31 protein-coding genes are annotated in these 26569 nt (G+C 55.7%); 14 read left to right on the top strand and 17 right to left on the bottom strand.

The window, feature by feature from the left end; all coding sequences use genetic code 11:
- Positions 1–38: 38 nt before the first annotated feature.
- From AC8GFP_RS04440 to AC8GFP_RS04455, 4 genes are read left to right on the top strand one after another with little or no spacing between them, the layout of a single operon-like run.
- Positions 39–1250 (top strand): efflux RND transporter periplasmic adaptor subunit, encoded by a 1212-nt coding sequence (locus tag AC8GFP_RS04440; RefSeq protein WP_506610665.1) that lies wholly within the window; start codon positions 39–41, stop codon positions 1248–1250.
- Positions 1247–4345 carry a multidrug efflux RND transporter permease subunit gene (locus AC8GFP_RS04445; protein ID WP_506610667.1) on the top strand — a complete coding sequence of 1033 codons (3099 nt, stop codon included), beginning with the start codon at positions 1247–1249 and terminating at the stop codon, positions 4343–4345. Before AC8GFP_RS04440 ends, AC8GFP_RS04445 begins: the two co-directional genes overlap by 4 nt.
- A complete protein-coding gene (locus tag AC8GFP_RS04450) occupies positions 4342–7431 on the top strand; it encodes an efflux RND transporter permease subunit (protein ID WP_506610669.1) in 3090 nt (1029 codons plus the stop codon). The genes AC8GFP_RS04445 and AC8GFP_RS04450 overlap by 4 nt, the downstream gene beginning before the upstream one ends.
- Positions 7428–8822, top strand: a complete 1395-nt coding sequence (locus AC8GFP_RS04455; protein ID WP_506610671.1) for an efflux transporter outer membrane subunit — start codon at positions 7428–7430, stop codon at positions 8820–8822. The genes AC8GFP_RS04450 and AC8GFP_RS04455 overlap by 4 nt, the downstream gene beginning before the upstream one ends.
- A 6-nt stretch (positions 8823–8828) precedes the next feature.
- On the opposite strand, the gene AC8GFP_RS04460 is transcribed toward AC8GFP_RS04455, so the two are convergent.
- Positions 8829–10055 (bottom strand): multifunctional CCA addition/repair protein, encoded by a 1227-nt coding sequence (locus AC8GFP_RS04460; RefSeq protein ID WP_506611402.1) that lies wholly within the window; start codon positions 10053–10055, stop codon positions 8829–8831.
- Positions 10056–10057: 2 nt separating this feature from the next.
- The gene (locus AC8GFP_RS04465) at positions 10058–10951 is read right to left on the bottom strand and encodes a complex I NDUFA9 subunit family protein (protein WP_506610673.1); all 894 of its coding nucleotides are present in this window, start codon (positions 10949–10951) and stop codon (positions 10058–10060) included.
- Positions 10952–11046: 95 nt separating this feature from the next.
- On the opposite strand from AC8GFP_RS04465, the gene tal reads away from it, so the two are divergent.
- Entirely contained in the window at positions 11047–11991 is a 945-nt protein-coding gene (tal, locus tag AC8GFP_RS04470) for a transaldolase (protein ID WP_506610675.1), read from the top strand.
- Between the two features lie 48 nt (positions 11992–12039).
- Here the strand turns inward: tal and AC8GFP_RS04475 are convergent, their stop codons facing one another.
- The 5 genes from AC8GFP_RS04475 to AC8GFP_RS04495 form a co-directional block, all read right to left on the bottom strand.
- Positions 12040–12243, bottom strand: a complete 204-nt coding sequence (locus AC8GFP_RS04475; RefSeq protein WP_506610677.1) for a hypothetical protein — start codon at positions 12241–12243, stop codon at positions 12040–12042.
- 288 nt (positions 12244–12531) lie between these two features.
- Positions 12532–14184: a chaperonin GroEL gene (gene groL / locus AC8GFP_RS04480; RefSeq protein WP_506610679.1), complete on the bottom strand. Its 1653-nt coding sequence runs from the start codon at positions 14182–14184 to the stop codon at positions 12532–12534.
- Between the two features lie 85 nt (positions 14185–14269).
- Positions 14270–14560, bottom strand: coding sequence for a co-chaperone GroES (groES, locus tag AC8GFP_RS04485; RefSeq protein ID WP_506610681.1), 291 nt, complete (start codon positions 14558–14560; stop codon positions 14270–14272).
- Between the two features lie 543 nt (positions 14561–15103).
- Positions 15104–15433: a type II toxin-antitoxin system YafQ family toxin gene (locus AC8GFP_RS04490; protein ID WP_506610683.1), complete on the bottom strand. Its 330-nt coding sequence runs from the start codon at positions 15431–15433 to the stop codon at positions 15104–15106.
- Positions 15405–15686 (bottom strand): type II toxin-antitoxin system RelB/DinJ family antitoxin, encoded by a 282-nt coding sequence (locus AC8GFP_RS04495; RefSeq protein WP_506610685.1) that lies wholly within the window; start codon positions 15684–15686, stop codon positions 15405–15407. The genes AC8GFP_RS04490 and AC8GFP_RS04495 overlap by 29 nt, the downstream gene beginning before the upstream one ends.
- Positions 15687–15899: 213 nt before the next feature.
- On the opposite strand from AC8GFP_RS04495, the gene AC8GFP_RS04500 reads away from it, so the two are divergent.
- Positions 15900–16103 carry a hypothetical protein gene (locus AC8GFP_RS04500; RefSeq protein WP_506610687.1) on the top strand — a complete coding sequence of 68 codons (204 nt, stop codon included), beginning with the start codon at positions 15900–15902 and terminating at the stop codon, positions 16101–16103.
- 47 nt (positions 16104–16150) lie between these two features.
- Here AC8GFP_RS04500 and AC8GFP_RS04505 read toward each other — a convergent pair whose 3' ends face one another.
- Together AC8GFP_RS04505 and AC8GFP_RS04510 are read right to left on the bottom strand one after the other, a co-directional pair.
- A complete protein-coding gene (locus tag AC8GFP_RS04505; protein WP_506610689.1) occupies positions 16151–17044 on the bottom strand; it encodes a nucleotidyl transferase AbiEii/AbiGii toxin family protein in 894 nt (297 codons plus the stop codon).
- Positions 17037–17630 carry a DUF6088 family protein gene (locus AC8GFP_RS04510; protein ID WP_506610691.1) on the bottom strand — a complete coding sequence of 198 codons (594 nt, stop codon included), beginning with the start codon at positions 17628–17630 and terminating at the stop codon, positions 17037–17039. Before AC8GFP_RS04510 ends, AC8GFP_RS04505 begins: the two co-directional genes overlap by 8 nt.
- Before the next feature lie 219 nt (positions 17631–17849).
- On the opposite strand from AC8GFP_RS04510, the gene AC8GFP_RS04515 reads away from it, so the two are divergent.
- The gene (locus AC8GFP_RS04515) at positions 17850–18104 is read left to right on the top strand and encodes a type II toxin-antitoxin system prevent-host-death family antitoxin (RefSeq protein ID WP_506610693.1); all 255 of its coding nucleotides are present in this window, start codon (positions 17850–17852) and stop codon (positions 18102–18104) included.
- A complete protein-coding gene (locus AC8GFP_RS04520) occupies positions 18101–18520 on the top strand; it encodes a type II toxin-antitoxin system VapC family toxin (protein ID WP_506611404.1) in 420 nt (139 codons plus the stop codon). Before AC8GFP_RS04515 ends, AC8GFP_RS04520 begins: the two co-directional genes overlap by 4 nt.
- Before the next feature lie 78 nt (positions 18521–18598).
- Here the strand turns inward: AC8GFP_RS04520 and AC8GFP_RS04525 are convergent, their stop codons facing one another.
- The 3 genes from AC8GFP_RS04525 to AC8GFP_RS04535 all read right to left on the bottom strand — a co-directional run bounded on the left by AC8GFP_RS04525 (position 18599) and on the right by AC8GFP_RS04535 (position 20115).
- The gene (locus tag AC8GFP_RS04525) at positions 18599–18892 is read right to left on the bottom strand and encodes an addiction module antidote protein (protein WP_506610695.1); all 294 of its coding nucleotides are present in this window, start codon (positions 18890–18892) and stop codon (positions 18599–18601) included.
- A complete protein-coding gene (locus AC8GFP_RS04530; protein ID WP_506610697.1) occupies positions 18889–19215 on the bottom strand; it encodes a type II toxin-antitoxin system RelE/ParE family toxin in 327 nt (108 codons plus the stop codon). The genes AC8GFP_RS04525 and AC8GFP_RS04530 overlap by 4 nt, the downstream gene beginning before the upstream one ends.
- 180 nt (positions 19216–19395) lie before the next feature.
- Positions 19396–20115, bottom strand: a complete 720-nt coding sequence (locus AC8GFP_RS04535; protein ID WP_506610699.1) for a YqiA/YcfP family alpha/beta fold hydrolase — start codon at positions 20113–20115, stop codon at positions 19396–19398.
- A 120-nt stretch (positions 20116–20235) separates the two neighbouring features.
- On the opposite strand from AC8GFP_RS04535, the gene AC8GFP_RS04540 reads away from it, so the two are divergent.
- Positions 20236–20697: an Hsp20 family protein gene (locus tag AC8GFP_RS04540; RefSeq protein ID WP_506610701.1), complete on the top strand. Its 462-nt coding sequence runs from the start codon at positions 20236–20238 to the stop codon at positions 20695–20697.
- 72 nt (positions 20698–20769) lie between these two features.
- On the opposite strand, the gene AC8GFP_RS04545 is transcribed toward AC8GFP_RS04540, so the two are convergent.
- A complete protein-coding gene (locus AC8GFP_RS04545; protein ID WP_506610703.1) occupies positions 20770–21744 on the bottom strand; it encodes a helix-turn-helix transcriptional regulator in 975 nt (324 codons plus the stop codon).
- Positions 21745–21972: 228 nt separating this feature from the next.
- On the opposite strand from AC8GFP_RS04545, the gene AC8GFP_RS04550 reads away from it, so the two are divergent.
- The 3 genes from AC8GFP_RS04550 to AC8GFP_RS04560 are packed head-to-tail and all read left to right on the top strand — an operon-like array spanning position 21973 to position 22694.
- Entirely contained in the window at positions 21973–22254 is a 282-nt protein-coding gene (locus AC8GFP_RS04550; protein WP_506610705.1) for a BrnT family toxin, read from the top strand.
- A gap of 9 nt (positions 22255–22263) precedes the next feature.
- On the top strand, positions 22264–22473 hold the full coding sequence (locus tag AC8GFP_RS04555) for a BrnA antitoxin family protein (RefSeq protein WP_506610707.1): 210 nt from the start codon (positions 22264–22266) through the stop codon (positions 22471–22473).
- A complete protein-coding gene (locus AC8GFP_RS04560; RefSeq protein WP_506610709.1) occupies positions 22464–22694 on the top strand; it encodes a macro domain-containing protein in 231 nt (76 codons plus the stop codon). The genes AC8GFP_RS04555 and AC8GFP_RS04560 overlap by 10 nt, the downstream gene beginning before the upstream one ends.
- A gap of 6 nt (positions 22695–22700) precedes the next feature.
- Here the strand turns inward: AC8GFP_RS04560 and AC8GFP_RS04565 are convergent, their stop codons facing one another.
- Positions 22701–23096, bottom strand: coding sequence for a type II toxin-antitoxin system VapC family toxin (locus AC8GFP_RS04565; protein ID WP_506610711.1), 396 nt, complete (start codon positions 23094–23096; stop codon positions 22701–22703).
- Entirely contained in the window at positions 23093–23335 is a 243-nt protein-coding gene (locus AC8GFP_RS04570; RefSeq protein ID WP_506610713.1) for an AbrB/MazE/SpoVT family DNA-binding domain-containing protein, read from the bottom strand. The genes AC8GFP_RS04565 and AC8GFP_RS04570 overlap by 4 nt, the downstream gene beginning before the upstream one ends.
- Positions 23336–23938: 603 nt before the next feature.
- Between AC8GFP_RS04570 and AC8GFP_RS04575 the strand changes: the two genes are divergently transcribed.
- Complete coding sequence (locus AC8GFP_RS04575; protein ID WP_506610715.1) at positions 23939–24697, top strand: nucleotidyltransferase domain-containing protein; 759 nt, start codon at positions 23939–23941, stop codon at positions 24695–24697.
- The gene (locus AC8GFP_RS04580) at positions 24697–25095 is read left to right on the top strand and encodes a HEPN domain-containing protein (RefSeq protein ID WP_506610717.1); all 399 of its coding nucleotides are present in this window, start codon (positions 24697–24699) and stop codon (positions 25093–25095) included. The genes AC8GFP_RS04575 and AC8GFP_RS04580 overlap by 1 nt, the downstream gene beginning before the upstream one ends.
- Positions 25096–25157: 62 nt before the next feature.
- Here the strand turns inward: AC8GFP_RS04580 and AC8GFP_RS04585 are convergent, their stop codons facing one another.
- Together AC8GFP_RS04585 and AC8GFP_RS04590 are read right to left on the bottom strand one after the other, a co-directional pair.
- Positions 25158–25511 carry a hypothetical protein gene (locus AC8GFP_RS04585; protein WP_506610719.1) on the bottom strand — a complete coding sequence of 118 codons (354 nt, stop codon included), beginning with the start codon at positions 25509–25511 and terminating at the stop codon, positions 25158–25160.
- 126 nt (positions 25512–25637) lie between these two features.
- Positions 25638–26303 carry an ankyrin repeat domain-containing protein gene (locus AC8GFP_RS04590; RefSeq protein WP_506610721.1) on the bottom strand — a complete coding sequence of 222 codons (666 nt, stop codon included), beginning with the start codon at positions 26301–26303 and terminating at the stop codon, positions 25638–25640.
- Positions 26304–26569: the final 266 nt, after the last annotated feature.

Here is a 26569-nt window from a genome sequence, read left to right on the forward strand (position 1 = left end):
TTTGAATGCTTGACATGTCTTTCGTGAAACAAAATTTAATGCGTTCCAAATGGCTTGCTGTGATGGTGATGGTGTTGGGTGTCACCACAGCTTGGTGGTACCCCGAGATCAAACAGTGGATGAGCCCCAGCACAACCACGGCCCAGCAAGGCTCAGACAAGGCGAGCGACAAAAACGCGGACAAAACCAAAGGCATGGGTCGCCCGAGCAACAAAGAGGGCGGCGGTGGCAAACACACACCGGTCAGTGCTGTTGAAGTCAAACAAATGGACATCCGCCAAAGCGTTGACGCCTTGGGCACACTCACGGCGCTCAACACCGCCGTGGTTCGGGCCAAGGTGGATGGCGAACTCAAGGCTGTGCGTTTCACTGAAGGCCAGTGGGTGCAAGCCGGTCAGGTGCTGGCCGAGATTGACGCCCGTGCCTATGAAGCCCAACTCAACCAAGCGCAAGGCCAGTTGGCACGCGACACCGCACAGTTGAAAAACGCACAACTTGATTTGCAACGCTATCAAGACCTGCTGAGCAAAGATGCGATTGCCCGCCAACAGGTGGAAACCCAAGCTGCACTCGTGGGCCAGTTGCAAGGCACCGTGCAAGCCAATCAAGCGCAAGTTGAAGCAGCGCGTTTGCAGTTGTCCTACACCAAAGTCACCGCACCCATCAGTGGTCGCTTGGGCTTGAAGCAATCCGAATTGGGCAGCTTGGTGCGGGCCAGCGATCCGAATGGTTTGGTCAGCATCACGCAAACCCAACCGATGGCCGTGGTGTTTGCGGTGCCCGAGGTGCATGTGCCGCTCATCATGCGCAAACTCAAAGCAGGGCAAGCTCTGCCGGTGCAAGCTTGGGACCGCGATCGGCAACAACGCTTGGCGCAAGGTCGGGTCAGCACCACCGACAACGCGATCGATATCGCCACGGGCACCTTGAAACTCAAAGCCACCTTGGACAACAAACAAGGCTTGCTGTTTCCCAATCAATTTGCACAAATTCGCTTGGAACTCGACACCTTGAAAAATGTGCTGGTGGTGCCCACACAGGCCATCCAACGCGGTGCACAAGGCACCTTTGTCTGTGTGGTGCAGGCTGACAACAGCATCCGTTTGCAAAACGTGAAGTTGTTGGCCGTAGAAGGCGAATGGCAGGCCGTGCAAGGCGAATTGAAAGTGGGTGAGCGGGTCGTAACCGATGGCGCAGACAGATTGCGCAATGGCAGCACGGTCGAGGTGGTGATGCCCGCCAAACCATGAATTTCTCGCGCTTGTTCATCTTGCGGCCAGTGGCCACCTCGTTGTTGATGGTGGCTTTGTTGCTGAGTGGTTTGTTGGCCTATCGTTTTCTACCAGTCGCCTCGCTGCCGCAGGTGGACTACCCCACGATTCAAGTGAGCACCTTGTACCCGGGTGCCAGCCCGGAAGTCATCACCGCGTCCATCACCGCACCACTGGAGCGCCAGTTTGGTCAGATGCCCGGCTTGGCCTTGATGACCTCGGTCAGCTCGGGTGGGGCCTCGGTCATCACTTTGCGGTTCTCCTTGAAGCTGCCACTTGATGTGGCAGAGCAACAAGTGCAAGCGGCGATCAATGCCACCGCCAGTGTCTTGCCCAACGACTTGCCGATGTCCCCGGCTTACAGCAAGGTCAATCCGGCCGACGCGCCCATCCTCAGCTTGGCCATCAGTTCGGGCAGCTTGCCGATGACCCAAGTGCACGACATGGTGGAGAACCGGTTGGCCATGCGCTTGTCGCAAGTCGCTGGCGTCGGCTTGGTCAGCATTGCAGGCGGTCAGCGACCGGCGGTGCGGGTGCAGGTGAACAGCCAAGCCTTGGCGGCATCTGGGTTTTCATTGGACGATGTGCGCAACGCCATCAACCAAGCCAATGTGAACATGGCCAAAGGCAGTCTGGATGGTCCTGCGCGGGCCTCGAGTTTGGATGCGAATGATCAACTGCGTTCGGTGGACGAGTACGCCAACATGGTGCTGACCTATGTGCGCGGCAATCCCCTGCGCTTGCGCGATGTGGCCAGCATCGTCGAAGCACCTGAGAACAACCGTTTAGCGGCTTGGGCCAACGAAGAACCCGCCATCATCTTGAACATTCAACGACAACCGGGTGCGAATGTGATTGAAGTGGTGGAGCGGGTTCAAGCTTTGCTGCCATCCCTGAAAGCGTCCTTGCCCCCCAGCGTTGACATGCAAGTGATGACCGATCGCACCGTCACCATCCGTGCGTCGGTGCGCGATGTGCAGTTTGAGCTCATGCTGTCGGTGGCCTTGGTGGTGATGGTGATCTTTTTGTTTTTACGCAGTGCCGCTGCCACCATCATTCCAGGCGTGGTGGTGCCACTGTCCTTGGTCGGTACTTTTGGCTTCATGTACTTGGCGGGTTTTTCCATCAACAACCTCACCTTGATGGCGTTGACGGTGGCCACCGGTTTTGTGGTGGACGACGCCATCGTGATGATCGAGAACATCGCGCGTTATTTGCAAGACCCGAAACGCCCCAGCACACCGTTGCAAGCGGCCTTGGAAGGTGCGCGGCAAATTGGTTTCACGATTTTGTCGCTCACGTTTTCGTTGGTGGCCGTGTTGATTCCTTTGTTGTTCATGGGTGATGTGGTGGGACGCTTGTTCCACGAGTTCGCCATCACGTTGGCTGTGGCTATCCTGATTTCGGCCGTGGTGTCGCTCACACTCACGCCCATGATGTGCGCACATTTGTTGCGCCCCGTTTTGAACCGTGCAGACAGTGCGCAGATGCACAACCCAGCTTGGCTGCAAGCTTTGATAGACCGGTATGCCGATGCGCTCAAAACGGTGTTGAACCATCCGCTGCAAACCACCTGGGTATTTGCCGCCACTGTGTTGCTCACTGTGGGGCTGTATGCATGGATACCCAAAGGATTCTTTCCACTGCAAGACACTGGTGCGATCCAAGTCATCACCGAAGCCACGCAATCCACGTCTTTCACGGCCATGGCTGAACGCCAGCAAGCCTTGGCGCAAACCTTGTTGAAAGACCCGGCGGTGCAAAGCCTCACCTCTTTCATTGGTGTCGATGGACCCAACACCAGCATGAACACCGGGCGCATGACCATCAACCTGGTGCCCAAAAACCAACGAGACGCGCCTTTGCCAGAGATTTTGCAGCGCCTGAACCAAGCTGCATCCAATCTCAGTGGCATGCGCATGTACCTGCAACCGCTGCAAGACTTGACACTCGAAGACCGGGTGGCGCGAACCCAATATCGATTTTTATTGAGCGGTCCAGACATGCAGGCCTTGGGGGTTTGGTCGGCACGATTGCAAGAACGATTGCAAGGTCATCCGGACTTGGGCGAGGTGGCCTCTGATTTGCAAAACCAAGGTTTGCAAGCTTATGTGCGCATCGACCGTGAAACCGCCAGCCGCTTGGGTGTCAGTGTGCTGGCCATCGACAACGCGCTCTACAACGCCTTTGGACAACGCTTGGTCTCCACCATCTTCACGCAAAGCAACCAGTACCGCGTGGTGCTGGAGGTGCAGTCGCAAGACCGCTTGGGTCCAGCCGCCCTGTCACGCTTGATGGTGCCCGCCAGTTCGGGCGCCCAGGTGCCGCTCAGCAGCGTGGCCAGCATTGAAGAGCGTGCCGCGCAGTTGAGCATCTTGCATGTGGGTCAGTTTCCAGCGGTCACGGTGTCTTTTGAACCTTCCGCACAAGCTTCTTTGGGCGAGGCTGTGCAAGCCATCGAAACGACTTGGCAGGCGTTGCGTGCAGCAGAGCCGGTTCCTGCCAACATCGAATCCCGTTTTGAGGGTGCGGCCTTGGCCTTCCAGGCCTCGCTCAGCAACAACCTGTGGTTGGTGCTGGCGGCGGTGGTCACCATGTACATCGTGCTGGGTGTGCTGTATGAAAGTTACATCCATCCGATCACCATCTTGTCCACCTTGCCTTCAGCCGCCTTGGGCGCATTGTTGGCACTGATGCTGTCGCGCACCGATTTGGATTTGATGGCGGTGATTGGCATCATTTTGTTGATTGGCATTGTCAAGAAAAACGCCATCATGATGATCGACTTTGCACTCGATGCCGAGCGCCATCAAGGCATGACACCACGGCAAGCCATTGAGCAAGCGTGCTTGTTGCGGTTCAGACCGATTTTGATGACCACCTTGTGTGCCTTGCTAGGCGCACTGCCTTTGATGTTGGGATCGGGTGTGGGCAGTGAATTGCGTCAACCTCTGGGCGTGACGCTGGTTGGGGGCTTGTTGGTGAGTCAGTGGCTCACCTTGTTCACCACGCCCGTCATCTATTTGCAACTGGATGCATGGGCCAAGCGTTTGACGCCCCCACAAAGCGCATGAACTTCTCGGCCTTTTTCATTGACCGCCCCGTCGCCACGACACTGCTGAGCTTGGGTGTGGCCTTGGCGGGTGGTTTGTCTTATGGTTTGCTGCCTGTGGCCCCTTTGCCGCAAGTGAGTTTTCCCACCATTTCGGTGCAAGCCAATCTGCCCGGTGCCAGCCCAGAGACGATGGCGGCCACCGTGGCCACGCCCTTGGAGCGGGCGTTGGGCAACATCGCAGGCGTGAATGAAATGACGTCGAGTTCGATGCAAGGCTCAACCCGCATCAACCTGCAATTTGATTTGAACCGCGACATCAATGGCGCTGCGCGTGAAGTCCAAGCCGCCATCAACACCGCACAAAGCTTGTTGCCCTCGGGCATGCCGAGTCGCCCCACCTACCGCAAAACCAATCCGGCAGAAAGCCCCATGTTGGTGATTGCGCTGACCTCCAGCACCTACACGCGCGGTCAGATGTACGACTTGGCCTCGACCATCTTGGCGCAACGTTTGTCGCAAGTTGATGGCGTGGGGCAGGTCACCATTGGCGGTGGTGCATTGCCCGCGGTGAGGGTGTCGATTCAACCAGACAAACTTGCCGCACATGGCTTGTCGCTGGAGGATGTGCGCTTGGCCTTGGTCGGCACGAATGCGCACCGGCCCAAAGGGGTGTTGGATGACGAGACGCAAATGTGGCAGATTGAAGCCAACGACCAAGCCCGCAGTGCAGCGGACTATGCTGGATTGATTCTGCGCTTCAAGGATGGCCGGGCTGTGCGCTTGCAAGATGTGGCCGATGTGCAAGATTCGGTGCAAGACCTGCGCACCGATGGCATCTCACAAGGTGAACCTGCGGTGTTGCTGGTGCTGAATCAACAGCCTGGCGCCAACGTGATTGAAACGGCGGACAAGGTGCGCGACCTGCTGCCGATCTTGCAGCAATCAATCCCGAGTGTTGTCAGCATGACCGTGGTGTCTGACCGCACACCAACCATTCGCGGCTCTTTGAACGAGATTCAAAAATCGCTGGTGCTGTCGATGGCCTTGGTGATCTTGGTGGTGGCCTTGTTTTTAAGGCGTTGGCGCACCGCCTTGATTCCCAGTGTGGCCGTGCCGCTGTCGTTGGCGGGCACCTGCGTGGTGATGTATTTGCTGGACTTCAGCTTGAACAATTTGAGTTTGATGGCCTTGACGATTGCCACCGGCTTTGTGGTGGATGACGCCATCGTGGTGTTGGAAAACGTCACGCGTTTGCGTGAACGTGGTATGCCCTTGCGTCAAGCTTGTTTGCAAGGGGCGCGGGACATCAGTTTCACGGTGGTGGCCATCAGCATCTCTTTGGTGGCGGTGTTCATTCCCATTTTGTTCATGGGCGGCGTGCTGGGGCGCTTGTTCCACGAGTTTGCGTTGGTGATGACCGCGGCCATTCTCACCAGCATGGTGGTGTCGCTGACCACCACGCCGATGATGTGCGCGGCGTGGCTGCCCCAAGATGCGCCAAAGCCAGCCCCGCGCAAACGCCTGCAGGTGGCCAAGTGGTACCGACACTCGTTGGGATGGGCATTGCGTCACCAGTGGTTGATGTGGTTGGTGTTGCTCGTCACGATTGTGTTGAACGTGAGTTTGTACCGCGCCATTCCCAAAGGGTTTTTCCCGCAGCAAGACACCGGACGCATCAACGGCTACATCCGCGCCGACCAAAGCACCTCGTTTCAATCCATGCAACAGCGCTTGCAGTCCATGCTGGCCATTGTGCAAGCCGACCCAGATGTGTTGACCGTGACCGGCTTCACCGGCAATGGCCAACGCAACGCCGCGCAAATGTTCATGACCTTGAAGCCGCCCCCCGAGCGACGCGCCACCGCCGATCAAGTGGTGAACCGATTGAAAGCCAAGTTGTCCAAGGAAGCCGGTGCGCGGTTGTTCTTGATGCCCGTGCAAGACCTGCGCATGGGGGCGCGTGGCAGCTACGCCCAATTCGAGTACAGCATCAAGGCTGATGAATTGAGCGAGTTGCGCGAGTGGGAGCCGAAATTGCGCCGCGCCTTGGCCAAGCTCAAGTCTTTGGAGGACGTGAACAATGATTACGAAGACCGTGGCTTGCAAACCTCGTTGGTGATTGACCGGGATGCGGCGTCCCGTCTGGGCTTGTCGGTACGCGCGATTGACACGACCTTGGCCAATGCCTTTGGTCAACGCCAGGTGACTGTGATTTACAACCCCCTGAACCAGTACCGCGTGATCATGGAATTGGCACCCGAGCATTTGCAAAGCGCCGAGTCGTTGAAGCGTTTGCAGTTCATCAACAACCTGGGCCAGCCCGTGCCCTTGAGCGGTTTTGCGCGGGTGGAACTCACCAACACCTCGCTGTCGGTGGCGCATGAAGGCGGTGTGCCCTCGGACACCTTCAGCTTCAATCTCGCACCCGGCGTGAGCTTGTCGCAAGCCACGCAAGACATTGAAGACGCTGTGGCGAAACTGAACATGCCGGTATCGGTGCGCGGTGGTTTTGCAGGATCGGCGAATGCGTTTCAACAATCTTTGCAAACCCAACCCCTGTTGATCCTGGCGGCCTTGCTCACCCTTTACCTGGTGTTGGGTGTGTTGTACGAGAGCCTGTTGCATCCGCTCACCATCTTGTCCACCTTGCCCTCGGCGGGTGTGGGCGCCTTGCTCACGCTCATGGCCTTTGACACCGAGTTCAGCGTGATCGCCATGATCGGCATCATTTTGCTGATTGGCATCGTGAAGAAGAACGCCATCTTGATGATTGACTTTGCGCTGCAGCGACAGCGCCGAGGCTTGAGCGCAGCGCAAGCGATTCATGTCGCCGCGCAGCTGCGCTTGCGCCCCATTTTGATGACCACGGCCGCCGCCATGTTGGGTGCGATTCCGTTGGCTCTGGCTTTTGGTGTGGGTGCTGAAATGCGCCAACCCTTGGGGCTGGCGGTGCTCGGTGGTTTGGCCCTCAGCCAACTCCTGACGCTCTACACCACGCCCATTGTGTTTGTGGGTCTGGAAGCCTTGCGTGCCAAAGTCATGGGTCCGCGGGTGCATGCCAGTCCGTCTGTACAGTTGCCAGCCATGATTGGGCAAAGCGCATGATTCGTTTTCATTTCATCACGTGGACACTGTGCCTGTTCAGCCTGAGTGCTTGCGGCAGTTTGTTCAAGCCTGCCGCACCGCAAGCCGCTGTGCCCGCAAAGTTCGCAGCCGCAGCCGTTCAAACCACAGCCTTGGAGATCGCACCGCAATGGTGGACTGTGTTCAATGATCCGGTGCTCAATGATTTGCAAACGCAGTTGTTGCAAGGTCAGTTGAATGTGCAATTGCTCGCCAGCAAAGTGCGACAAGCCCAAGCTGCCGTGGCGCTGTCGCAAAGCAGCTTGTGGCCCTCACTGTCCTTGAATGTGGGCGCTGGTCTGGCGCAAGACACAGGCAGCAAGGCAGCGAACAACATCAGTGTTGCCGCACCCTTGAGTTGGGAGTGGGATGTCTGGGGTCGTTTGAGTGCGCAAAACGCAGCTGCTCAAGCTTTGTTGCAGGCCAGCCAAGATGACTTGGCTTTGGCACGCTTGTCGGCCCAAGCCAGTTTGGTGCAAACCTATGTGGCGTTGCGAACAGCACAGCGTCAAGTGGCGGTGTTGAACCAAGCAGAGCAGGCCTATACCAAGGCGCTGAGCCTGACCCGCTACCGCTATGAAGCTGGTGTGGTGTCGGCAGCTGATGTGGCGCAGGCCGAGTTGCAACTCAACACCACCTTGGCGCAACGCATTGAAGTGGACACCACCCGGCTGCAGTTGCAAAACGCTTTGGCGGTGTTGCTGGGCAAGGCCCCAGGTGAGTTGCAAATCGCCGCGCACGACCCCTGGTTTTCATTGCCGCCATTGCCGCTCTCTTTGCCCGCCAGCGTGGTGCAGCAGCGCCCGGATATCCGTGCGGCTTCGCAACGTGTGTTGGCCGCACAAGCGCAGTTGGGTGTGGCGCAAGCCGCGTTCTTCCCATCGTTCAGTTTTGCAGCCAATCTGGGCTATCGCAGCAGCGACTTGGCCAACATCTTCAGTGCATCTTCTTTGCTGTGGTCACTCGGCCCCAGCATGGCTTTGAACTTGGTTGACGGGGGTCAGCGCAAAGCGGTGCAAGCCGAGGCGCGAGCGGCCTTGGATGGGGCTGGTATCAGTTACCGACAAACCGTGTTGCAAGCTTTGCAAGAGGTGGAAGACAACCTGGTGGCGGCGCAACAGTTGCAACAACAAGCGCAGGCGCAAAGCCAAGCAGTGCAGGCCGCACAACGCAACCTCGCCATTGCACAAGCGCAGTACAGCGCTGGTACGGTGAGTTATTTGAATGTGGTTACCGCCCAAGCCAGTGCCTTGTCGGCCGAGCGCAATTTGTTGGATATTCAAAGCCGCCAAGTGTTGGCCAGCACCCAGCTCATGAAAAACCTGGCGGCACCGTGGCCGTTGGATGTCGCCGCACCCGCTGTCAACAAGTAGGTCGTTTTAAACGGCCATGGCCGCTTTGAGGGCCTGCACACGCGCCGCGTCTATATGCTGACCCACTTGCACACCTTTCAAGCCTTGTTGCATGGCGGCGTCTGACAGGGTGGCGGTGTCCACCGACAAGGCCGCTTGCATCAAGGCATGCAAACGTGTGGCTTGCGGATAAGCCCGGTCCTGCAGACCTGTTCTGCCTCGTGCATCGGCTTCACAGGCTTGCAAAGCCAAGGCAAAGCGTTCGGGTCGGCGCAGCGCATCACAGCGCAGCAGCAAGCGCAACACCGCTTCAGCACTCAGGCCCAAACTGCCGTGGATGTGGCCGTGTTCTTGCGCCACCACCTCGGCCAGTTCTTTGCAAGCTTGCGGCACGCGCAAACGTTCACACACAGCCCGCAAAAGTTTCACGCTGCGGCCTTCGTGGCCGATGTGCCGTGGCAAGGCCGTGGGGTGCGTGTTGCCCTTGCCCAGGTCGTGGCAGAGCGCAGCAAAACGCACCTCCAAACCTGCGTTCATGCGAGCGCATTCATCCAGGACCATTTCCACATGAATGCCCGTGTCCACCTCGGGGTGGTGTTCAATCGGTTGCGGCACACCATACAAACGATCCACCTCGGGCAGCAAACGTTGCAAAGCGCCGCAGTCGCGCAGCACCTGCAACATGCGCGATGGTTGCGCAGCCATCAAACCTTTGGCGAGTTCTTGCCACACGCGTTCGCGCACCAAGGCATCCACCTCACCGGCTTGCACCATGTCTTGCATCAAGATTTGGGTTTCAGGCGCCACACGAAACTGCGGAAAGCGGGCGGCCAACCGCGCCACGCGCAAGATGCGCACCGGGTCTTCGCGAAACGCATCGGTCACATGGCGAAAGATTTGCGCTTGCAAGTCCTGTTGGCCGTTGTAGGGGTCGATCAGGTTTTTATCGGCGTCACGCGCGATGGCATTGATCGTCAGGTCCCGCCGCGCCAAGTCTTGTTCCAAGCTCACGTCGGGCGCGGCATGCACCACAAAGCCTTTGTAGCCGGGCGCGGTTTTGCGCTCGGTGCGTGCCAGCGCGTACTCCTCGCGGGTCGTGGGGTGCAAGAACACGGGGAAGTCTTTGCCCACCGGCGTGAAGCCTTTGGCCACCATCTCTTCGGGCGTGCTGCCCACCACCACCCAATCGCGATCTGAGCCGTTGATGCCCAGCAGGGCATCGCGCACGGCACCACCGACCAAAAATAATTGCATGCTCATGGCGCGGGAAAAATGGCGGCCAAGGAGGTGGCGTGTGCCACACCGAGTTCGCGCAAACCGGGCAGGTGGCCACTGGCGACGTTGTCCGATTGCATGGACGCCAGGTTGTCACGGCTCATGAGGGGCGGACCCGGCATCAGTTCCATCAACAAAGCTTGCACATAAGCCACAGGGTGCGGCAAGCCAAACACCCAGCGGCGATGACCAGCCCAAGCACCCGCTTGTTCCACCAGTTGTTGCAGCGTGAACACCTGCGGCCCTACCAATTCATACACCTGTCCGATGCTGTGGCGTTGATTCAAACTCTGCACAATGGCCTGTGCCACGTCTTGCACCCACACCGGTTGAAAGCGCGTGGCCGCACCAGCCAAGGGCACCACCGGCGCGATGGCTTGCAGCTTGGCAAACAAATTCATGAAGGCATCGTCTTCGCCAAAGATGACGCTGGGGCGCAGCACCGTGAGCTGCAGGCCATGCACCACACCGGTTTGCAACGCGGCCTCGCCTTGCGCTTTGCTGCGCTGGTAGATGGAGGGGCCGTGCAAATCCGCACCCAAGGCGCTGACATGCACCAAGCGTTTCACGCCCTCGTCAATGCAGGCCTGCGCCAAGCTGCGGGCCAACACCACATGCACTTGTTCAAACGCGGCACGGTTGCCATGCAAAATGGCCACCAAATTCACCACCGCGTCATGGCCGCGCACCAGCGCAGCCAGCTGTTGCGGGTCGTGCACATCGGCTTGCACCACGCTCACCATGGGCAGCATTTGCACTGAACGCGCAGGCAAGCGCCGTGTCGGCACCGTCACGTTCACACCCGCGCGGTTCAGCGCTTCGCACACATGCCGTCCAACAAAACCAGAGCCACCTAATACAAGAACTGAAGTCATGCATGGACTGTAGCTTGAAAGCCATGTGCTTTGGCGTGGGCTGCCTTGCTTGCGTTGGGCGTCAAGCGCCGCGCAGGCACAGAGATAATGGCTTGATGAACCAACTCGATGCGCTCAAACAATGCACCACCGTCGTGGCCGATACCGGTGATTTCCAACAAATCAGCCAGTACCAGCCGCAAGACGCAACCACGAACCCATCCTTGATTTTGAAAGCCGTGCTCATGCCCGAGTACCGCGCTTTGTTGCAAGAGACCTTGCAACAACACCCGGGCGCAGCGGTGGACGAGCAAATGGACCACCTGCTGGTGCGCTTTGGTTGCAACATCTTGCAACACATCCCCGGGCGTGTGTCCACCGAAGTGGATGCGCGTTTGAGCTTTGACAAGGACGCTACCGTGGCCCGTGCGCGGCGCATCATGTCGCTGTACCAAGCGCAAGGCGTGGGCCCCGAGCGTGTGCTCATCAAAATTGCCGCCACCTGGGAAGGCATTCAAGCCGCTGCGGTGCTGGAACAAGAAGGCATCCACACCAACCTCACTTTGTTGTTCGCGTTCGCCCAAGCGGTGGCTTGCGGCCAAGCAGGCGTCACGCTCATCTCACCGTTTGTGGGCCGCATTTACGATTGGTTCAAAAAAGCCGCCGGCCCGCAGTGGGACGAGGCGGCCAACGCTGGGGCCAACGACCCTGGCGTGAAAAGCGTGCGCCACATTTACAACCACTTCAAAAAACACGGCATTGCCACCGAGGTGATGGGCGCGAGCTTTCGCAACGTGGGGCAGATCGTGGCGCTGGCTGGCTGTGATTTGCTCACCATCAGCCCCGAGTTGTTGGCGCAGTTGCAAGCCAGCAGCAGCCCGGTGCCGCCAGCCTTGAGCGCAGATGCTGCCCGCGCCATGGACTTGCCCAATGTGCATTTGAACGAGGCGCAATTTCGCTTGGCGCTGAATGAAGACGCCATGGCCAGCGACAAACTGGCCGAAGGCATTCGGGCGTTTTGTGCGGATGTGAAAAAGCTGGAAGTGTTGATGCAAGCTTGAAACCAGCGGCGCTTCTGGCTTGGCTGGGGTGGGGGTAGGCGCTGCGGTTCAGGCCAGTTGGTCTACCGCCATGCCTTTGTCAAACCGCACCGGCGGGTGCTTGACCCGGCGCGGTTCCTCGGGCTGGCCACCAAAGTAGGCGTGTGTTGCGCCCATGCGCCGGAAACCCGAAGGCTGCGCCCAGGCGCTGGCGGCTGCGGGCCGCAATTGCACTGGGAATGACCGGATTTCTTGTAACACGATAGAGCGCATTTGAAACACTGTTTAACTTGAAAGTGTTCAAATAATACTCAAAATTCAACCAAAACCACCACTTTATAGTCTTAATTTTGTGTAATTTGGCAAATTAACCACATACAAAGTATTCATTTCCAATAAAAAACCCCCGCAAATCGCTTCGCGGGGGTTTTAAATGTTGTGTTGTGAACTCATCCACAACGACGCAGCATGAGCGTGCAGAGCGAGGCGCAGACGCGCTGACAGTGGCATCGCCACGGCAAGCGTTTGCAACGCTGCTCTGTGCGCTCAGGCAAGGAGCGCTTACATGCCCATGCCGCCCATGCCGCCCATGCCACCCATGTCGCCACCGCCCATGCCACCCATGGGTGAATCATCTTTCGGTGCTTCAGCAATCATGGCTTCGGTGGTCAACATCAAAGAGGCCACAGACGCTGCGTTTTGCAGTGCAGTGCGTGTCACTTTGGTGGGGTCCAAGATGCCCATTTCGATCATGTCGCCATAGGTGTCGTTGGCGGCATTGAAACCGAAGTTGCCTTTGCCAGCCAGGATGGCGTTGACCACCACTGAGGGCTCGCCACCAGCGTTGTAAACGATCTCGCGCAAAGGCGCTTCGATGGCTTTCAACACCAGCTTGATGCCAGCGTCTTGGTCAGGGTTGTCACCTTTGATGGTGCCAGCAGCTTGACGGGCACGCAACAGCGCCACACCACCACCGGCCACGATGCCTTCTTCCACCGCAGCGCGGGTGGCGTGCAATGCATCTTCCACGCGGGCTTTTTTCTCTTTCATTTCCACTTCAGTGGCTGCGCCCACTTTGATGACGGCCACACCGCCAGCCAACTTGGCCACGCGTTCTTGCAACTTCTCGCGGTCGTAGTCGGAGGTGGCTTCTTCGATTTGAATGCGCACTTGTTTGACACGGGCTTCGATGTCGGCAGCGGCACCAGCGCCATCAATGATGGTGGTGTTTTCTTTGCCCACTTCGATGCGCTTGGCAGAACCCAAGTCAGCCAAAGTGACTTTCTCAAGGGTCAGGCCAACTTCTTCAGCGATCACTTTGCCGCCGGTCAGGATGGCGATGTCTTCCAACATGGCTTTGCGACGGTCACCAAAGCCAGGGGCTTTGACGGCAACCACTTTCAAGATGCCACGGATGGTGTTGACCACCAAAGTGGCCAGCGCTTCGCCGTCGACTTCTTCGGCAATGATGAGCAATGGACGACCGGCTTTAGCCACGGCTTCCAAGGTGGGCAGCAGTTCGCGGATGTTGCTGATCTTTTTGTCAAACAACAGCACGAAGGGGTTGTCCAGCAACGCCACTTGTTTGTCGGGGTTGTTGATGAAGTAGGGTGACAAGTAGCCACGGTCAAACTGCATGCCTTCAACCACGTCGAGTTCGTTTTGCAAAGACTTGCCGTCTTCCACAGTGATCACGCCTTCTTTGCCGACTTTGTCCATGGCGTTGGCGATGATTTCGCCGATGCTGTGGTCGCTGTTGGCAGAGATGGAGCCGACTTGGGCGATTTCTTTGCTGGTGGTGGTCGCTTTGGAAGCTTTTTGCAGCTCAACGATCAGGGCGGTGACCGCCTTGTCGATGCCGCGCTTCAGGTCCATGGGGTTCATGCCGGCGGCCACGTATTTCATGCCTTCGTGCACGATGGCTTGGGCCAACACGGTGGCGGTGGTGGTGCCGTCGCCTGCGTTGTCAGAGGTTTTGGAAGCGACTTCCTTGACCATCTGCGCACCCATGTTTTGCAGTTTGTCTTTGAGTTCGATTTCTTTGGCCACGGACACACCGTCTTTGGTCACGGTGGGGGCGCCGAATGAGCGCTCGAGCACCACGTTGCGGCCTTTGGGACCGAGGGTCACTTTGACCGCGTTGGCCAAAATGTTCACGCCTTCAACCATGCGTGCGCGGGCTTCGCCGCCGAAGATTACGTCTTTTGCTGCCATGTTAGGACTCCAGAAAATTCAATTAAATATAGAAACGTGAAGAGAGGAAAGCTTTGCAGAACAGGCGCTGGTAGGCGCCGCCGCTTTATTTCTCTACAACAGCGAACAGGTCTTCTTCTTTCATGACCAGCAATTCGTCGCCGTCCACTTTGACGGTTTGGCCGCTGTACTTGCCGAACAACACGCGGTCGCCGACTTTCACGCCCAAAGGCTTGACGTCGCCTTTGTCATTGGCTTTGCCGGGGCCGACGGCCAGGATTTCACCTTGATCGGGCTTTTCAGCGGCGTTGTCGGGGATGACGATGCCGGAAGCGGTTTTGGTTTCGCTTTCGATGCGTTTGACGATCACGCGATCGTGCAAAGGACGAAGTTTCATGGGTTCTCCTGATGGAAACGTTGAATAAGAAATGCACCAAAGTGCTTTTAACGACACAAGGTTTGGAGCTGTTAGCACTCGCAGACCGTGACTGCTAATGATAAGGGTAAAAGCCGGGGTTTCAAGGACGGGAGGTTAAAAAACCTGTTTGTCGATGCCAGTTGGCTTGTCAAGACTGCCTGTCATAATTTAAACATAAGTTTCTGTAAGTATATGATTTTATTGAATATTTTAAATTGAGCAGTCAATCTGACGATGCACGAACAAGCGGTGACGCCACTTCAACATTAAGCCGAAATCAAAAATTTCAGACGCATGGCTCGCACTGATCTCCCCTGCAACCTGCCAGCCTCAACGCGCTTGACCGCATCGATGACCCGGCTGTCGCTCAATGTTGAACTCTTGATATAGAGCCTCTTCCATTGGAAAAAATGCTGCTTTTCAGACCTTTGGTTCTCAGGGACGATGACCGCCCCCAGCGAGGCCTTGCTGACGCATTCGAGCGCTCGCGCAACCAGTTCAAACTGCTGATGCCCAGCGCTGTCAGCTAAATAGTTCAGCGTGCGTACCGCTGCGCACGAACACAACCAAGCTGGTTTTGCCAGCGTTATCGAGTCTGTAAATCAACAGGAAATCGCCGCCAATATGACATTCGCGGTGCCCAACCCAATCCCCTGTCAAGGGGTGGTCTAGCCATTCAGGCATTAGAGGGCCGTTGTTGGAAATGAGGTGGAGCAGCGCCTCCTTGAGGCGATTCATGTCATACCTGCCGGAGTGCGACAGGCGTTGCCAGTCTTTCAGGAACTCTCGGGTGAAGTCCGAAGCACGTGGCAGGTTTGCCCGCTTACTTGAGGCTGGTTTTTTCGAGGCCATTCAATAACTCGTCAGCGGTTGCGAAGCGGGCGCGGCGGCTTTGAATGATTTGATTGGCTTCAAGGATGGCCAAACGACTGGCGCTGTTGGGGGCCCTGAGTGAGAAGGGTAATTCTTTGTCGGCAACAACTCGCGTGAGAAATACGCGCACAGCTTCTGAGATGCTCAGGCCCATGGCGTTCAGCGTTTCTGTCGCTTGGTCTTTGATGTCTTGATCTATGCGCACGTGAACCATTGTGGTGGTGGCTGCCATGGTGTACTCCTTTTGCTATGAATTGAGATACATTGTATTTCGAAAGGCGTTGGCGTGAAACCATCGCGAATGAGCTTTTTCAAACGACCTGGCAGAGGGGCTGGCATGAGCCAGACTACGGAAAATTCAAGACGTCACTTGAATCGACCGTCGATTCAAATCCACTTGAATGTTGAATGAGAACGGTCAGATTTTAAACATAAGTTTCTGTAAGTGTTTGATTTTATTGAATATTTTCAATTGAGCAGTCAATCTGACGATGCACGAAGAAGCGGCGACGCCACTTCAACAGTCAGCGGAAATCAAGAATTTCAAACGCAGGGCTGGCATGGATCTGCACTTGATTCATCTATTGATCGTGCTTTGCAATTCCAAGCACTGTGTGATGACCTCAGCAAAGCTTGGTTGATGCGTTGAAAGCAGCCCATCTTCAAGCATGGCAACGTAGTCTTTCTCAAGGGCTGCTAAGCCCTGCCAACCGGGACGATCTGAATATCAGTGCTGATGGCGGCCTTGTAGTCAATCGAGTTTTTGTTGACATCTTTTTCTGCAAAGAACATGGACTTATGTTTGGCTACTGCATATGCAAGTTCACGGTTAGCGATCGCAGCTTGGGCATGCCCCGAGTTGGCCATGGCAGCCAGGTCGAACCAATGCCGTGAATATCGCTCACCACGCAATCGACCCTGGCGGCAGTACACATGCGCTGCTGTGGCTTTTTCCCAGAAAGTACGTTCAGCATCCATCACCAAAGGCTGTGCCGTTGGGAACACAATTTCATTGATTGTCGGTGCCATGTCACAGGTGACGGCATGACGCTGGTGAGGCTCACCTGTGGCACGCCCACCAAACTCAAGCTGAATGGTGGATGCCGTATAGCCGGTGCCTACCTTGATGGGCTTGTAGGCCAAGATCAGCTTTTCATTTTCATTGCCAGCAAGTGACAAATTGGCCTGCACCCCATCTCGTTGCAAGGCTGAAAGCAGAATCGGAACCACTTCGCTCTCAATCCATTGCGGCAATCGTTCACGAACCCGGGCGGTGATTTTTTTGGCTTGACTGGTTGAGGCAGGTATCGGATTGCCGTCGCGCAAAAGTTCTGGAACCACCTCGCGGATGTCGTAGGTCAGGTCGATGTCTTCTGAGAAACGGTCGATGATTTTGTAGACCTTGGACAAAGAGGTGCCACCTTTGAAAGTCAATTTTTCCGCAAGCGCTGACTCGTAAATGGCAGACAGTGTCCATACCACCCAGATGTCTTTTTCCAGAAGGTGAGGAGGGCGGCCGGTCTGAGCTGACGCAACTTCGAAAGCTTCAGCTTGATCTTCGCGGCTGAGAGTGAGCCATGAATCAGCCAATCGCCACCTCGCTCACTGCTTTTGCCATCCAACTCGGCAATCTCGCGCGAGCCTGACGCATGGCCTCCCATTCCTGACTGGACAGCTTGCTTCTGAGAACTTCCAGGATCTTGGGGGCTTGTTCAGGACCAAACCAGATGAGCGCACGAATGGCTTGGCCTGCCGGGCGTTTGCCCAGCAGCATCTGCCAGCGGTTGCCGTGCTTGAGCTCGATCTCTCGATTTCCCAGTTTCAGTCGACGAGAAGGACCAGAAGTCAGGTAGACCTCTCTGGTGGGGACCTGCGTGGTCAGCCCCAAAGAATTGGCTTCGGCAGCCCCGCTGGCCACCACCGTCTCTCCACTGGTGGACTCCATCGCCTCCATCACGGATTGGGCGGAGGGAGGGCGAGCGCCAAACCGACCCTGAATGGGCAGGGCATAGGCTCCTCGGCCAACTCTGAGCAACTTTCCTTCGCGAGCCATGCGAGAGAGGGTCTGATCAATCGCAGCACGAGAACCTAGGTGCAAGAACTCCTTGGGCGAAAGCAGTCCTCCCTCGGGAAGGGATTGCGCTTGCGAGAGGATTGAGTGGGCGAGTTGGCTCATGACCGGTCTTTAATTGTCAGAAGTGTACTGCTATTTCTGACAAAAAGGTAGCCTGATTTCAATACAGAACCAAATAAGCGAGGTCATCTGACGCTCAACAGTCAGCGGAAATCAAGAATTTCAAACGCAGGGCTGGCATGGATCTGCACTTGAAATGCAGAAAAATAAAGGACAAAATCACCTTGTAGCAACATAACTACATTTACGAGGAGTCCAGCCATGGCTATTTCCACAATGTCGGGCCGCGAATTCAACCAAGCGGTCAGCGAAGCCAAAAAAGCCGCCAACTTGGGCCCGGTGTTCATCACCGACCGGGGCCGTCCTGCCCATGTCCTGATGAGCATGGCGCATTACCAGCAGCTCACAGGCGGTCAGCCCAAGATCGGTGAATTGCTGTCAATGCCCGGTGTGGCGGCGTTGGCCTTGGACACGCCCAAGCTGAGTGATGTGGCGCAAGCAGCGGATTTTTCCTGATGTACTTGCTCGATACCAACGTTGTTTCAGAACTTCGCAAAGTCGGCGCGGGCCGCGCCGACCCCAAGGTGGCGCAGTGGGCAGAAAGCGTGGAAACGGCAAGTTTGTTTGTGTCTGTCATCACCATCCAAGAACTGGAGATCGGCATTCAACTGGCCATGCGCCGCGACAGCACCCAAGGTGAGCTGCTTCGACAATGGATGAACCAACATGTGCTGCCCGCCTTTGAGGGACGCGTGTTGTCGGTAGATCTGGCGGTGGTGCAGCGAAGCGCAGCCTTGCATGTGCCCAACCCGCGGCCAGTGCGAGACGGGTTGATCGCTGCGACGGCGCTGGTCCATGGACTCACTGTGGTGACGCGAAATCTGGCAGATTTTCAGCCCTGCGGAGTGACGCTGATCAACCCTTGGGGATGAACCCCCAAAGCGAAAACCTTGCAAATACAAAACGAGTGTGGGAAAAGTCAGCCCTTGCATGATGCGAGGCGGCCCCTTTCATGAAGAAGCGGTGACGCCAAATTTCAATCCCGTGGCCTTCAAAACAGCGCTCAGGGTTTTGATGGTCGGGTTGCCACGAGAAGACAGTGTTCGATACAGCGTCTCCCTTGATAAATTGGCCTTGTCTGCCGTCAAAGCCATGCCGCCACGGGCTTCCACAACTTTGCGAAGTGCAGTGAGGTATGTTTTGGCGTCATCATCTTCACTGGCGGCATTCAGATAGTCAGCCGCAAAATCAGCGTTTTTGAGCTGCTCCAACAGCCATTCATCGTGTTTGATGTTTGTATTCATTGTGGATTCCTAGCTTTCCAATCTTTCCATCGACCTATGGCTCTGACTATGTCTGCTTGCTGGTTTCGTTTGTCACCCCCATCGCACAGCAAAATCAATTTTTTGTTGGCGATGGCGTAATAAACCCTGTAACCCGGACCCCAGTCGATACGCTGTTCCCAAACCCCATCTCCAACCGGTTTGCAATCGCCGAAGTTTCCATTGTGAAGTCGAATCAATCTTGCGGCTATGCGTGCTTTGGCTTGACGATCTTGTAAACCGTCAAGCCAATGGACAAAGAGATCTTGTCCAAGGTTGTTTTGAAAATGGAGCAGTTCAAACATTTTAAATTGTAGCTTGAAAGCTACTCTAAATCTGTGGAGACCAATTCCTGTTTGCGCTCAAAGCTATCAATCATGGCTACTAAGGTTTTGGCGGTTTTTTGGCACGGCGGCAGCCTGCGAATGGGCTGGAGTTGGTCGTCTGGCGCCGGGCCTGCGAAGCGGCGCACTTTCTTGCCATTTTTAGTCCAGGTGAGGCGCTTGGCCGAGGTCACCAGCCAGCAATTGCATGGGTCCTCCTGTCGATCGAACCGCATTGGACCGTATCTGGGGCTCAGGTGGTGAGCCTTCAGGCTGCCAAAAAATCCAGCAAGCCGGCCACACATCTTCAAAATCACTCAGCCCGTGGTCCGAGCCTTGAATGATGTGCTGCTGCGCATGGGCATAACGCGCGGCCATTTCCTGCCAATCCAACACCTCATCGCCGGTGGCGATCACGGCCAACAAGCGCTTGGCGTCTGCGCCCTCGGCGGTTGCGTCAAGCCACTTCAACCCCGCACCCACATACAAGGCCTTCAGCTCATCAATGAACGCTGGGTCAAAGTAAATACTGTCTTCGGGGTTGTGCCAACTGGGGTGCTCGCCGATGTGGTTCGCCAAGTCACGCGCGGGATGCACGGCGGGGTTGAGCAGCACGCCCGTGCAGCCCAACTGGGCGGCCAGCCACGTGGCATAAAAACCGCCCAACGATGAGCCCATCACCGCCATGGTGTGGCGCGGCCAGTCGTGGACCCGTTGCATCATCAAGGCGGCACTCTGTTGGGGGGAGGCTGGCAACTGCGGGCAGCACCACACCACCTCGGGATGATGCTGGGCCAACCAAGCGCCGACAAACCGCGCCTTGGCCGATTGCGGGCTGGAGCGAAAGCCATGCAAATACAAAACGTGCGTGGGAAAAGTCATCCCTTGCATGATACGAGCCAACCCCTTGAAACATCAGCAAGTTGCCCTACTTATGAATGATCCAGACGCCTTCGGGGTCTGGGTACTTCATCAACTTCGCTTACTCAAGGAACTCTCAAAATGGCTTATGCATTTGGACGCAATTTACTGTTGAACTCCGTTGGATTCGAACGCCTCATCGATGCGTTTGAAAAAATCGACTCCCCTGACAACGCGGGCCGCGCCCAGGCTTATCCGCCTTACAACATCGTCAAGTTGTCGGATCACCTCTACACCATCGAAGTGGCTGTGGCTGGTTTCAAGCAAGATGAAATTGACATCACCGCCGAGGGCAACAAGCTCAGCATCGTCGGCAAGGTGAAGAATGACAACCCCGGTCAGTTCCTGCACAAAGGGATTGCCACACGCGACTTCACACACCAATTCACCTTGGCTGAAACCGTGGTGGTGCGCGAAGCCGACATGGTGAATGGCATGCTGGTCATCAAACTGGAAAACGTCATTCCCGAAGAAAAGCTGCCACGCAAAATCATGATCGGCGCTACGGCCAAGCTGGTGGTGGACGAACGCCAAGCGGCTTGAACAACGGCTTCGCTGGCACGGCCAAGCCAGTGAACGAACGCCAAGCGGCTTGAACAACTGCTGCTTGACAGCTCAAGGGCTGTCAAGCGCGTACATCTTGGCCAGTTGTTCAACCGCGCGTTGCACACTTTGGCGCAGCGACTTCGGCCCCAACACTTCCACATCCGCACCAAAGCGCAAGATGTCGCCCAACAACTCGCGCTCATCCGAGTAGGGGAACTCCAGGGTGTAGCTGCCATCCTCGTTGGGGGTGCCTTTTTGTTCGGGGTGCCATTCCTCGGCCTGCACCCAGCGGGCGCGTACCGCGCTGAATGTCAGCTTGGCCCAATTGTGGGCCTCGCCACCAAAAATCCCATAGCCCGACTGCATGACGATGCGAATGTCTTTTTGGCTCAACTCTTTGGCGGCCTCGGGCAGGATGTCGCATTGCATGATCGCGTCCACCGAAAAATTCAGCAGCTTGTTGCGCAAGTGGCACCACGCGTCCACATACCAGTTGTCGCGGTAATGCACCAGTTGTTGCGGCGAAATATCGCGCTCGGTGGTTTCACCACGTTGGCGGTTGAAGTGGTGCACATGCACTTTTTTGCGCTCCAGCGTGGCCTGCGCCAGTGCTTGAAAACACTTCAAGCCCAAACGCCGTTTGCCTGCATGCACGGCCCGCACCCGCTTGGTGAGGGACGCGATGTCCAAGCCCTCCGAGGCCAGCAAATCGGCCATGCGCTCTTGCAGCGGTTGCAGCTTGGGGCCCAGCAGACCAGGCTCGAGTTCGGTGATCATGTTTTGAATGGTCAGCAGGGCCAACAGTTCTTTTTGGCTGAACACCAAGCCGGGCAGCTCGTAGGCCGCCTCTTCGTTGTGCAGCTTGTAAACATTTTCGAAACGGTCGTAAATGATGTCGTAGTTGTAGAAGTCGCGCATCTTCTCGAGGTCGCGCTTGAAGGTGGCTTCTGAAATTTCAAGCTCGGCCAAGATGGCCTGCTTGGAGACAGCGCGTTTTCGTTTGAAAAGCGCCTTGTATTGGTAAACGCGGTCAAACTGCGCCATGTTTTTTATTCCCTTTTTTGACAAGTGTAGTCAGCAGCACGAAGGCGCTGGCCCCCGTATTGGTCCCCATTCAGCGTGAGCTTGTGAGGGGTGTGAGGATGAGCTAGCCGAGGCTCATGCTGCGAGCCCTGCACCTGGCAATGCATACAGCAACATGTCAACGAGTTTAGAAATATGGCTTGACTTGAAAAACATCACGAATAGCCTTAAATAAACTACACTGTAATTATGAGCAATATTCGATTCGAATGGGATGCCAACAAAGCCGCAGCGAATCAGCGAAAACATGGCGTGACATTCGATGAGGCGCGTACCGTTTTCTTTGATGAGAACGCTAAATTAATCAATGATCCCGACCACTCTGATGACGAAGGCAGATTTGTGATGCTTGGATTAAGTAGCAATTTCAGGTTCGTCTTGGTGTGCCATTGTTATCGTGAGCAGGGCAACGTGATCAGAATCATTTCAGCTCGTAAAGCCTCAACCCAAGAATCCAAGCAGTACAGATGAAGGAGCAACATGAGAAAAGAATACGACTTCAGCAACGCACGGAAAAATCCCTATGCGTCCCAATTAAAAAAACAGATCACCATTCGCTTGGATGAGGATTCAATTGGCTATTTCAAAGGCATTTCAGAGCAAGTTGGCATTCCGTATCAAAGCCTGATCAACCTTTACTTGCGTGATTGCGCAGCGCACAACCGCAAATTGAATTTGCGTTGGAAATAAGCACTTACCTCTTTTTTCAAATTGCTGAGGAGAACCAAATTGCATCCCTTGGCATTCCTGCCATTGGCACAGGCGTGTTCAAGTTTCCACCTCAGCTGGCTGCCACCATCAATGCCAGGGTCACGCGGCAGGCGTTGGCCCAAACTAACTGCATCAAGTTGGTTCGGTTTTGCGTGGTGAGCGAAGAGTTGAAGCAGTTGTATGAGTCCGCGCTGACCTAGAGGCGCTTATTGAATCAAAGTCATTCCAGCATGTTTGGCTGCACTGACATCAAACGTCAAGGTTTCTGTGCAACCTGCATCAATGGCGCTGCGGTGAATCAAACAATCGGCGAAATCGGCTTTCCCGGCTTTGAATAAGCTCAGGGCACGTGCGATTTGCTCGGGGCGTTCAAGCACAAAGGTCTTTGCACGCATCATGATTTCAATGGCTTGAGTGACTTGTGCGTTGCTGAGGTCATAGCAACTGGTCAGAACCCAGTACAGCTCAACCACGCTGATGTTGGAGACAAAGCCAGGGTTGCTGGCATCCAATGATTCGATGAGTTTGGTGGCTTTGAGGGCTTGCTTGGCGTCATCTTGCATGATGTAGCGAACCAAGACATTGGTGTCCAAGCCTTTCATTTGGCAGATGCCCCGCGTTTGGCGATGGCTTGGTTCATGGCTTTAATTGAAATGGTTTTTTTCGGAATTCCAAACAAACCTTTGAGCTCTGTGACGTCACTGGTGTTGGCTATCAATTCAAACCTGCCTGGTGCAATTTGAACAAACTCCACCCTGTCCCCGGTGTCAAGTTGGAGTTCGTTTCGCACAGCAATCGGTATGGTGATTTGGCCTTTTGAGGTGAGTGTGGCGGTGGACATGGTTTGCTCCTTATTCCTTACTTCATTGTAAGGAGACTTCCGCCGTCAGGCAATAGCAAACCACAAGGTCCGAATGCTGTGGGCTGTTCCCGCAATTTCACCAGCTATGCAAGGTGGATCACCTGGTAACGGAAAATCATAAGCCGCTAAATGTTCTCTGCCAGCAACTCCGCCACCCCGTCACTCAACGCCACCTCAACCCGCAACTGCCCCCGAGTCATCCCCACAAACAACTTCCGCGCATTCGCCGGCTTCAGTTCCTCAAAACCTTCAAGGGCGCTGCACGTTTCAATGAGCCCTTCAATCGTGCTGCCGCCCCAGCTGATGGCCGATGTCTTTGGGCTTGTCCTGGCCATAGATTTTCAGCAGCAGACCTTGGCTGCTGAACACGCCACCCGCAGCCTCTCCAGCAACGCCAGCTCGTGTGCGAACCCACCTTGCTTGGTGGGCGCGGGGAGGAGGCGGGGTGGATGAGGGCCATGGGGGAGTGAACACAGCATGGCGGTGACGCTGTCTTCAACAGGCAGGAAGCCTGATTCAAATTCTTGGTGCAATAGTGGTTGAATCATGGTTAAATAATGGTTATTGAAGAATCAAATGACCATGAACACCCCTAAATCATTGGCTGCAAGCCGTTTTTCCCTGTTTGACACCGTGCCCCCCGATGTCATGGGTTTTGGCATGGGTGCTTCATTCAGCGCCAAAGCGGTTCAGTCTTTCTTGGGCCTCAACAAAGACGAGGTTTCCCGCTTGGCTGCCGTCTCGCCCAAGTCGGTTCGATTTGATGACGCCATGCCCGAGCCCGTGCGTCGCCGCCTGCAAGAAATTGGCTTCACCATCAACTTGGTAGCCAAGGTCTTTGAAGGCAACGCAGACAAAACCACGGCCTGGTTTCAGTCACGCAATCCACTACTGGGCGATGTCGCTCCCAAGGACATGATCCGCTTGGGGCGTTTTGAACGCTTGCGCAAGTTCATTTTGCAAACTTTGCAAGCAACACCCATCCCTGCTGTCGCCACTTCAGCCCATCAGCTTGACGACGCCACAGCCAAGGCGGTTGCGCTATTTCGCCAGTACCTTGCCAAGGACTTTCCCATCAAAGACCTGATTGTGTTTGGCAGCCGAGCCAGAGGAGACCACCGACCCGACAGCGATGCAGATGTGGCGGTGTTGCTGGAGGGCGCACCACAACGCTTTTTAAACACCAAGCTGAAAATGTCTGACGCCGCTTACGACATCTTGCTTGAAACAGGCATCAACATTTCACCGCTGCCGGTGTGGATGGATGAGTGGGCGCACCCACAGGCTTATGTCAATCCAACGTTATTGGCCAATATTGCGCGTGAGGGTGTTCGAGTTTGATGCAAGCCAAGTCACCCTCGTTGCTCATGGGCAAAGCAACCCAGGCCGTTCAGTCAGCTCGTCTGTTGCTAGAGCGTGGTGACGTGGATGGCGCTTGCAACCGCGCTTACTACGCCATGTTCGATGCAGCGCAGGCAGCATTGCTTGTGGCCGGTGTGCCAACCCCCGAAACCATGGGCAAAACTCATCGCGGCCTGATCAACGCCTTCAGCGCCTACCTGGTCAAAGACGGACCGGTCAGCAAAGAACTGGGACGGCAACTCAAGAGAGCTGAAGAGATGCGCTTGGTGGCCGATTACAACGGCGAGTCGGTCACACCAGCTGATGCGGCAATGTTAGTGCGGCATGCCGAGTTGTTCCTGACATCCATGCATGACTTGTTTTTCAGTCGTCCCTAAACGCCTGATGGTTCCGGGTAATTCAATTCAATCGGAACCGATCTGCGGCAAGTCACTCCCCATCAATGCGCCAACTTCAAGCCATTGATCTTCATCAGCAAATAAATGTTTTGCAGCTCGGCCTTTTCACAGTCCGGCGCACCCACCCAGCGTGACAACGCAGACGCGGGCACATGAATCTTCTTGCCTTGCAACGCCACTTCCACGCGGAAATAACAAGGGTTGAATTCCGTGAATGAAATCACTTTGCCCCACTGGCCCACCGGCCAGGGCTTGCGAATCACCACCACCTCGTCGCCTGGTCGCGCCAAGCAATGCAGGTTGTCTTCATAGGCTTGGTGGATTTCATCGTTGGATGTTTTCGCGCTGGCCCGTGCGAATTCGTTGGCAAATTGAATAAATTGTTCTGCTTTCATACCTAGAGAATCGGTATGGAAGTGGGTTTCCTTTAGTGCAAGCTACCCGGGTGCCCTTCAGGACTGCACAAAGCTCCGATGCTGCTGGGTTTTCGCAGCAATCGCATCTTTTGCTCGGGTATGAGCCTACTTCAGCAGCTGCATCACCGCCGCATGGTCGCCTTGTTGCGCCATGTCCCATGCTGTGAGACCGCGGTCATCTTTCAACGATTTGTTGGCACCTTGGTCCAGCAGCCGCTTCACAGCCTCGGTGTGCCCTTGGCCTGCCGCCCACATCAGCGGTGTCAAGCCGTCCACATAGGCGGCATTCACTTGCGCACCGGCCGCCAGCAGTTTCTCCACAACCCGGGTGTGTCCCATGCCAGCGGCATACACCAAGGCCGATTTGCGCAAACGATCCACCTCTTCCAGCTTGGCACCTTTTTCTATCAGCAATTGAACCATGTCGGCGTTGCCCGCATAGCTGGCGGCCACCAAGGGCGTGACCTTTTCCAAAGAAGGCAAATTCACATCCGCACCAGCGTTGACCATCAATTGAACAATGTCCATGCGGTTTTTTTCAATTGCCAAAAACAGGGTGGTTTTTCCCAAGCGATTGCGCGAGTTGGGTGCTGCGCCCCGCTCTAAGCTTTTTTTCACCCCTTCTGCATCGCCTTGGCGAGCCGCCACCAGCAACTGGGCATGGATGGTTAAAAGGCTATCGGTTTGTGCTGTGGCCACCGATGCCCAACACAGGAATAAACCGAAACAAATAGTAAGCAGTCGAGAGAAAGCACTCAGGGTAAACATCATGATGGGGCTCCGAAAGTTGAAGGCTTAGGCTGTGGAAGTCTTAAGGGATTTCCCTTGGCCGTGGTTTCTTTGTCGTGCAGATCGAAACCGCGTGGTTAAGATGATGCATGGGAAATTTTCCTTTATTTAATCTTGATGCTGGGAAAGCGCAAGGTTATCTTAAGAAAAATTCCCAGAAATCCGACCATGTCACTCGCTGCAACAAGGATTGAAACGAGCACAAACCTGGTTTTTCAAACAATGGCCGAAAGGCCGAAGGAGCAAAC

This window comes from Limnohabitans simekii (SeqCode), from assembly GCF_965234735.1.
In the GTDB taxonomy this organism is placed as follows: domain Bacteria; phylum Pseudomonadota; class Gammaproteobacteria; order Burkholderiales; family Burkholderiaceae_C; genus Limnohabitans; species Limnohabitans simekii.

Bases quoted from the DNA above. Each gene is read 5' to 3' on its own strand.
- AC8GFP_RS04585 (WP_506610719.1), bottom strand. From the start codon at position 25,511: ATGAAAGCAGAACAATTTATTCAATTTGCCAACGAATTCGCACGGGCC.
- groES (WP_506610681.1), bottom strand. From the start codon at position 14,560: ATGAAACTTCGTCCTTTGCACGATCGCGTGATCGTCAAACGCATCGAA.
- AC8GFP_RS04515 (WP_506610693.1), top strand. From the start codon at position 17,850: ATGGCTATTTCCACAATGTCGGGCCGCGAATTCAACCAAGCGGTCAGC.
- AC8GFP_RS04540 (WP_506610701.1), top strand. From the start codon at position 20,236: ATGGCTTATGCATTTGGACGCAATTTACTGTTGAACTCCGTTGGATTC.
- AC8GFP_RS04445 (WP_506610667.1), top strand. From the start codon at position 1,247: ATGAATTTCTCGCGCTTGTTCATCTTGCGGCCAGTGGCCACCTCGTTG.
- AC8GFP_RS04590 (WP_506610721.1), bottom strand. From the start codon at position 26,303: ATGATGTTTACCCTGAGTGCTTTCTCTCGACTGCTTACTATTTGTTTC.
- AC8GFP_RS04555 (WP_506610707.1), top strand. From the start codon at position 22,264: ATGAGAAAAGAATACGACTTCAGCAACGCACGGAAAAATCCCTATGCG.
- AC8GFP_RS04550 (WP_506610705.1), top strand. From the start codon at position 21,973: ATGAGCAATATTCGATTCGAATGGGATGCCAACAAAGCCGCAGCGAAT.
- AC8GFP_RS04510 (WP_506610691.1), bottom strand. From the start codon at position 17,630: ATGAGCCAACTCGCCCACTCAATCCTCTCGCAAGCGCAATCCCTTCCC.
- AC8GFP_RS04450 (WP_506610669.1), top strand. From the start codon at position 4,342: ATGAACTTCTCGGCCTTTTTCATTGACCGCCCCGTCGCCACGACACTG.
- AC8GFP_RS04460 (WP_506611402.1), bottom strand. From the start codon at position 10,055: ATGCAATTATTTTTGGTCGGTGGTGCCGTGCGCGATGCCCTGCTGGGC.
- AC8GFP_RS04475 (WP_506610677.1), bottom strand. From the start codon at position 12,243: ATGCGCTCTATCGTGTTACAAGAAATCCGGTCATTCCCAGTGCAATTG.
- AC8GFP_RS04490 (WP_506610683.1), bottom strand. From the start codon at position 15,433: ATGGCCTCGAAAAAACCAGCCTCAAGTAAGCGGGCAAACCTGCCACGT.
- AC8GFP_RS04440 (WP_506610665.1), top strand. From the start codon at position 39: ATGCGTTCCAAATGGCTTGCTGTGATGGTGATGGTGTTGGGTGTCACC.
- AC8GFP_RS04455 (WP_506610671.1), top strand. From the start codon at position 7,428: ATGATTCGTTTTCATTTCATCACGTGGACACTGTGCCTGTTCAGCCTG.
- AC8GFP_RS04580 (WP_506610717.1), top strand. From the start codon at position 24,697: ATGCAAGCCAAGTCACCCTCGTTGCTCATGGGCAAAGCAACCCAGGCC.
- AC8GFP_RS04465 (WP_506610673.1), bottom strand. From the start codon at position 10,951: ATGACTTCAGTTCTTGTATTAGGTGGCTCTGGTTTTGTTGGACGGCAT.
- AC8GFP_RS04530 (WP_506610697.1), bottom strand. From the start codon at position 19,215: ATGTTTGAACTGCTCCATTTTCAAAACAACCTTGGACAAGATCTCTTT.
- groL (WP_506610679.1), bottom strand. From the start codon at position 14,184: ATGGCAGCAAAAGACGTAATCTTCGGCGGCGAAGCCCGCGCACGCATG.
- AC8GFP_RS04535 (WP_506610699.1), bottom strand. From the start codon at position 20,115: ATGACTTTTCCCACGCACGTTTTGTATTTGCATGGCTTTCGCTCCAGC.
- AC8GFP_RS04495 (WP_506610685.1), bottom strand. From the start codon at position 15,686: ATGGCAGCCACCACCACAATGGTTCACGTGCGCATAGATCAAGACATC.
- AC8GFP_RS04525 (WP_506610695.1), bottom strand. From the start codon at position 18,892: ATGAATACAAACATCAAACACGATGAATGGCTGTTGGAGCAGCTCAAA.
- AC8GFP_RS04570 (WP_506610713.1), bottom strand. From the start codon at position 23,335: ATGTCCACCGCCACACTCACCTCAAAAGGCCAAATCACCATACCGATT.
- AC8GFP_RS04565 (WP_506610711.1), bottom strand. From the start codon at position 23,096: ATGAAAGGCTTGGACACCAATGTCTTGGTTCGCTACATCATGCAAGAT.
- AC8GFP_RS04545 (WP_506610703.1), bottom strand. From the start codon at position 21,744: ATGGCGCAGTTTGACCGCGTTTACCAATACAAGGCGCTTTTCAAACGA.
- tal (WP_506610675.1), top strand. From the start codon at position 11,047: ATGAACCAACTCGATGCGCTCAAACAATGCACCACCGTCGTGGCCGAT.
- AC8GFP_RS04575 (WP_506610715.1), top strand. From the start codon at position 23,939: ATGAACACCCCTAAATCATTGGCTGCAAGCCGTTTTTCCCTGTTTGAC.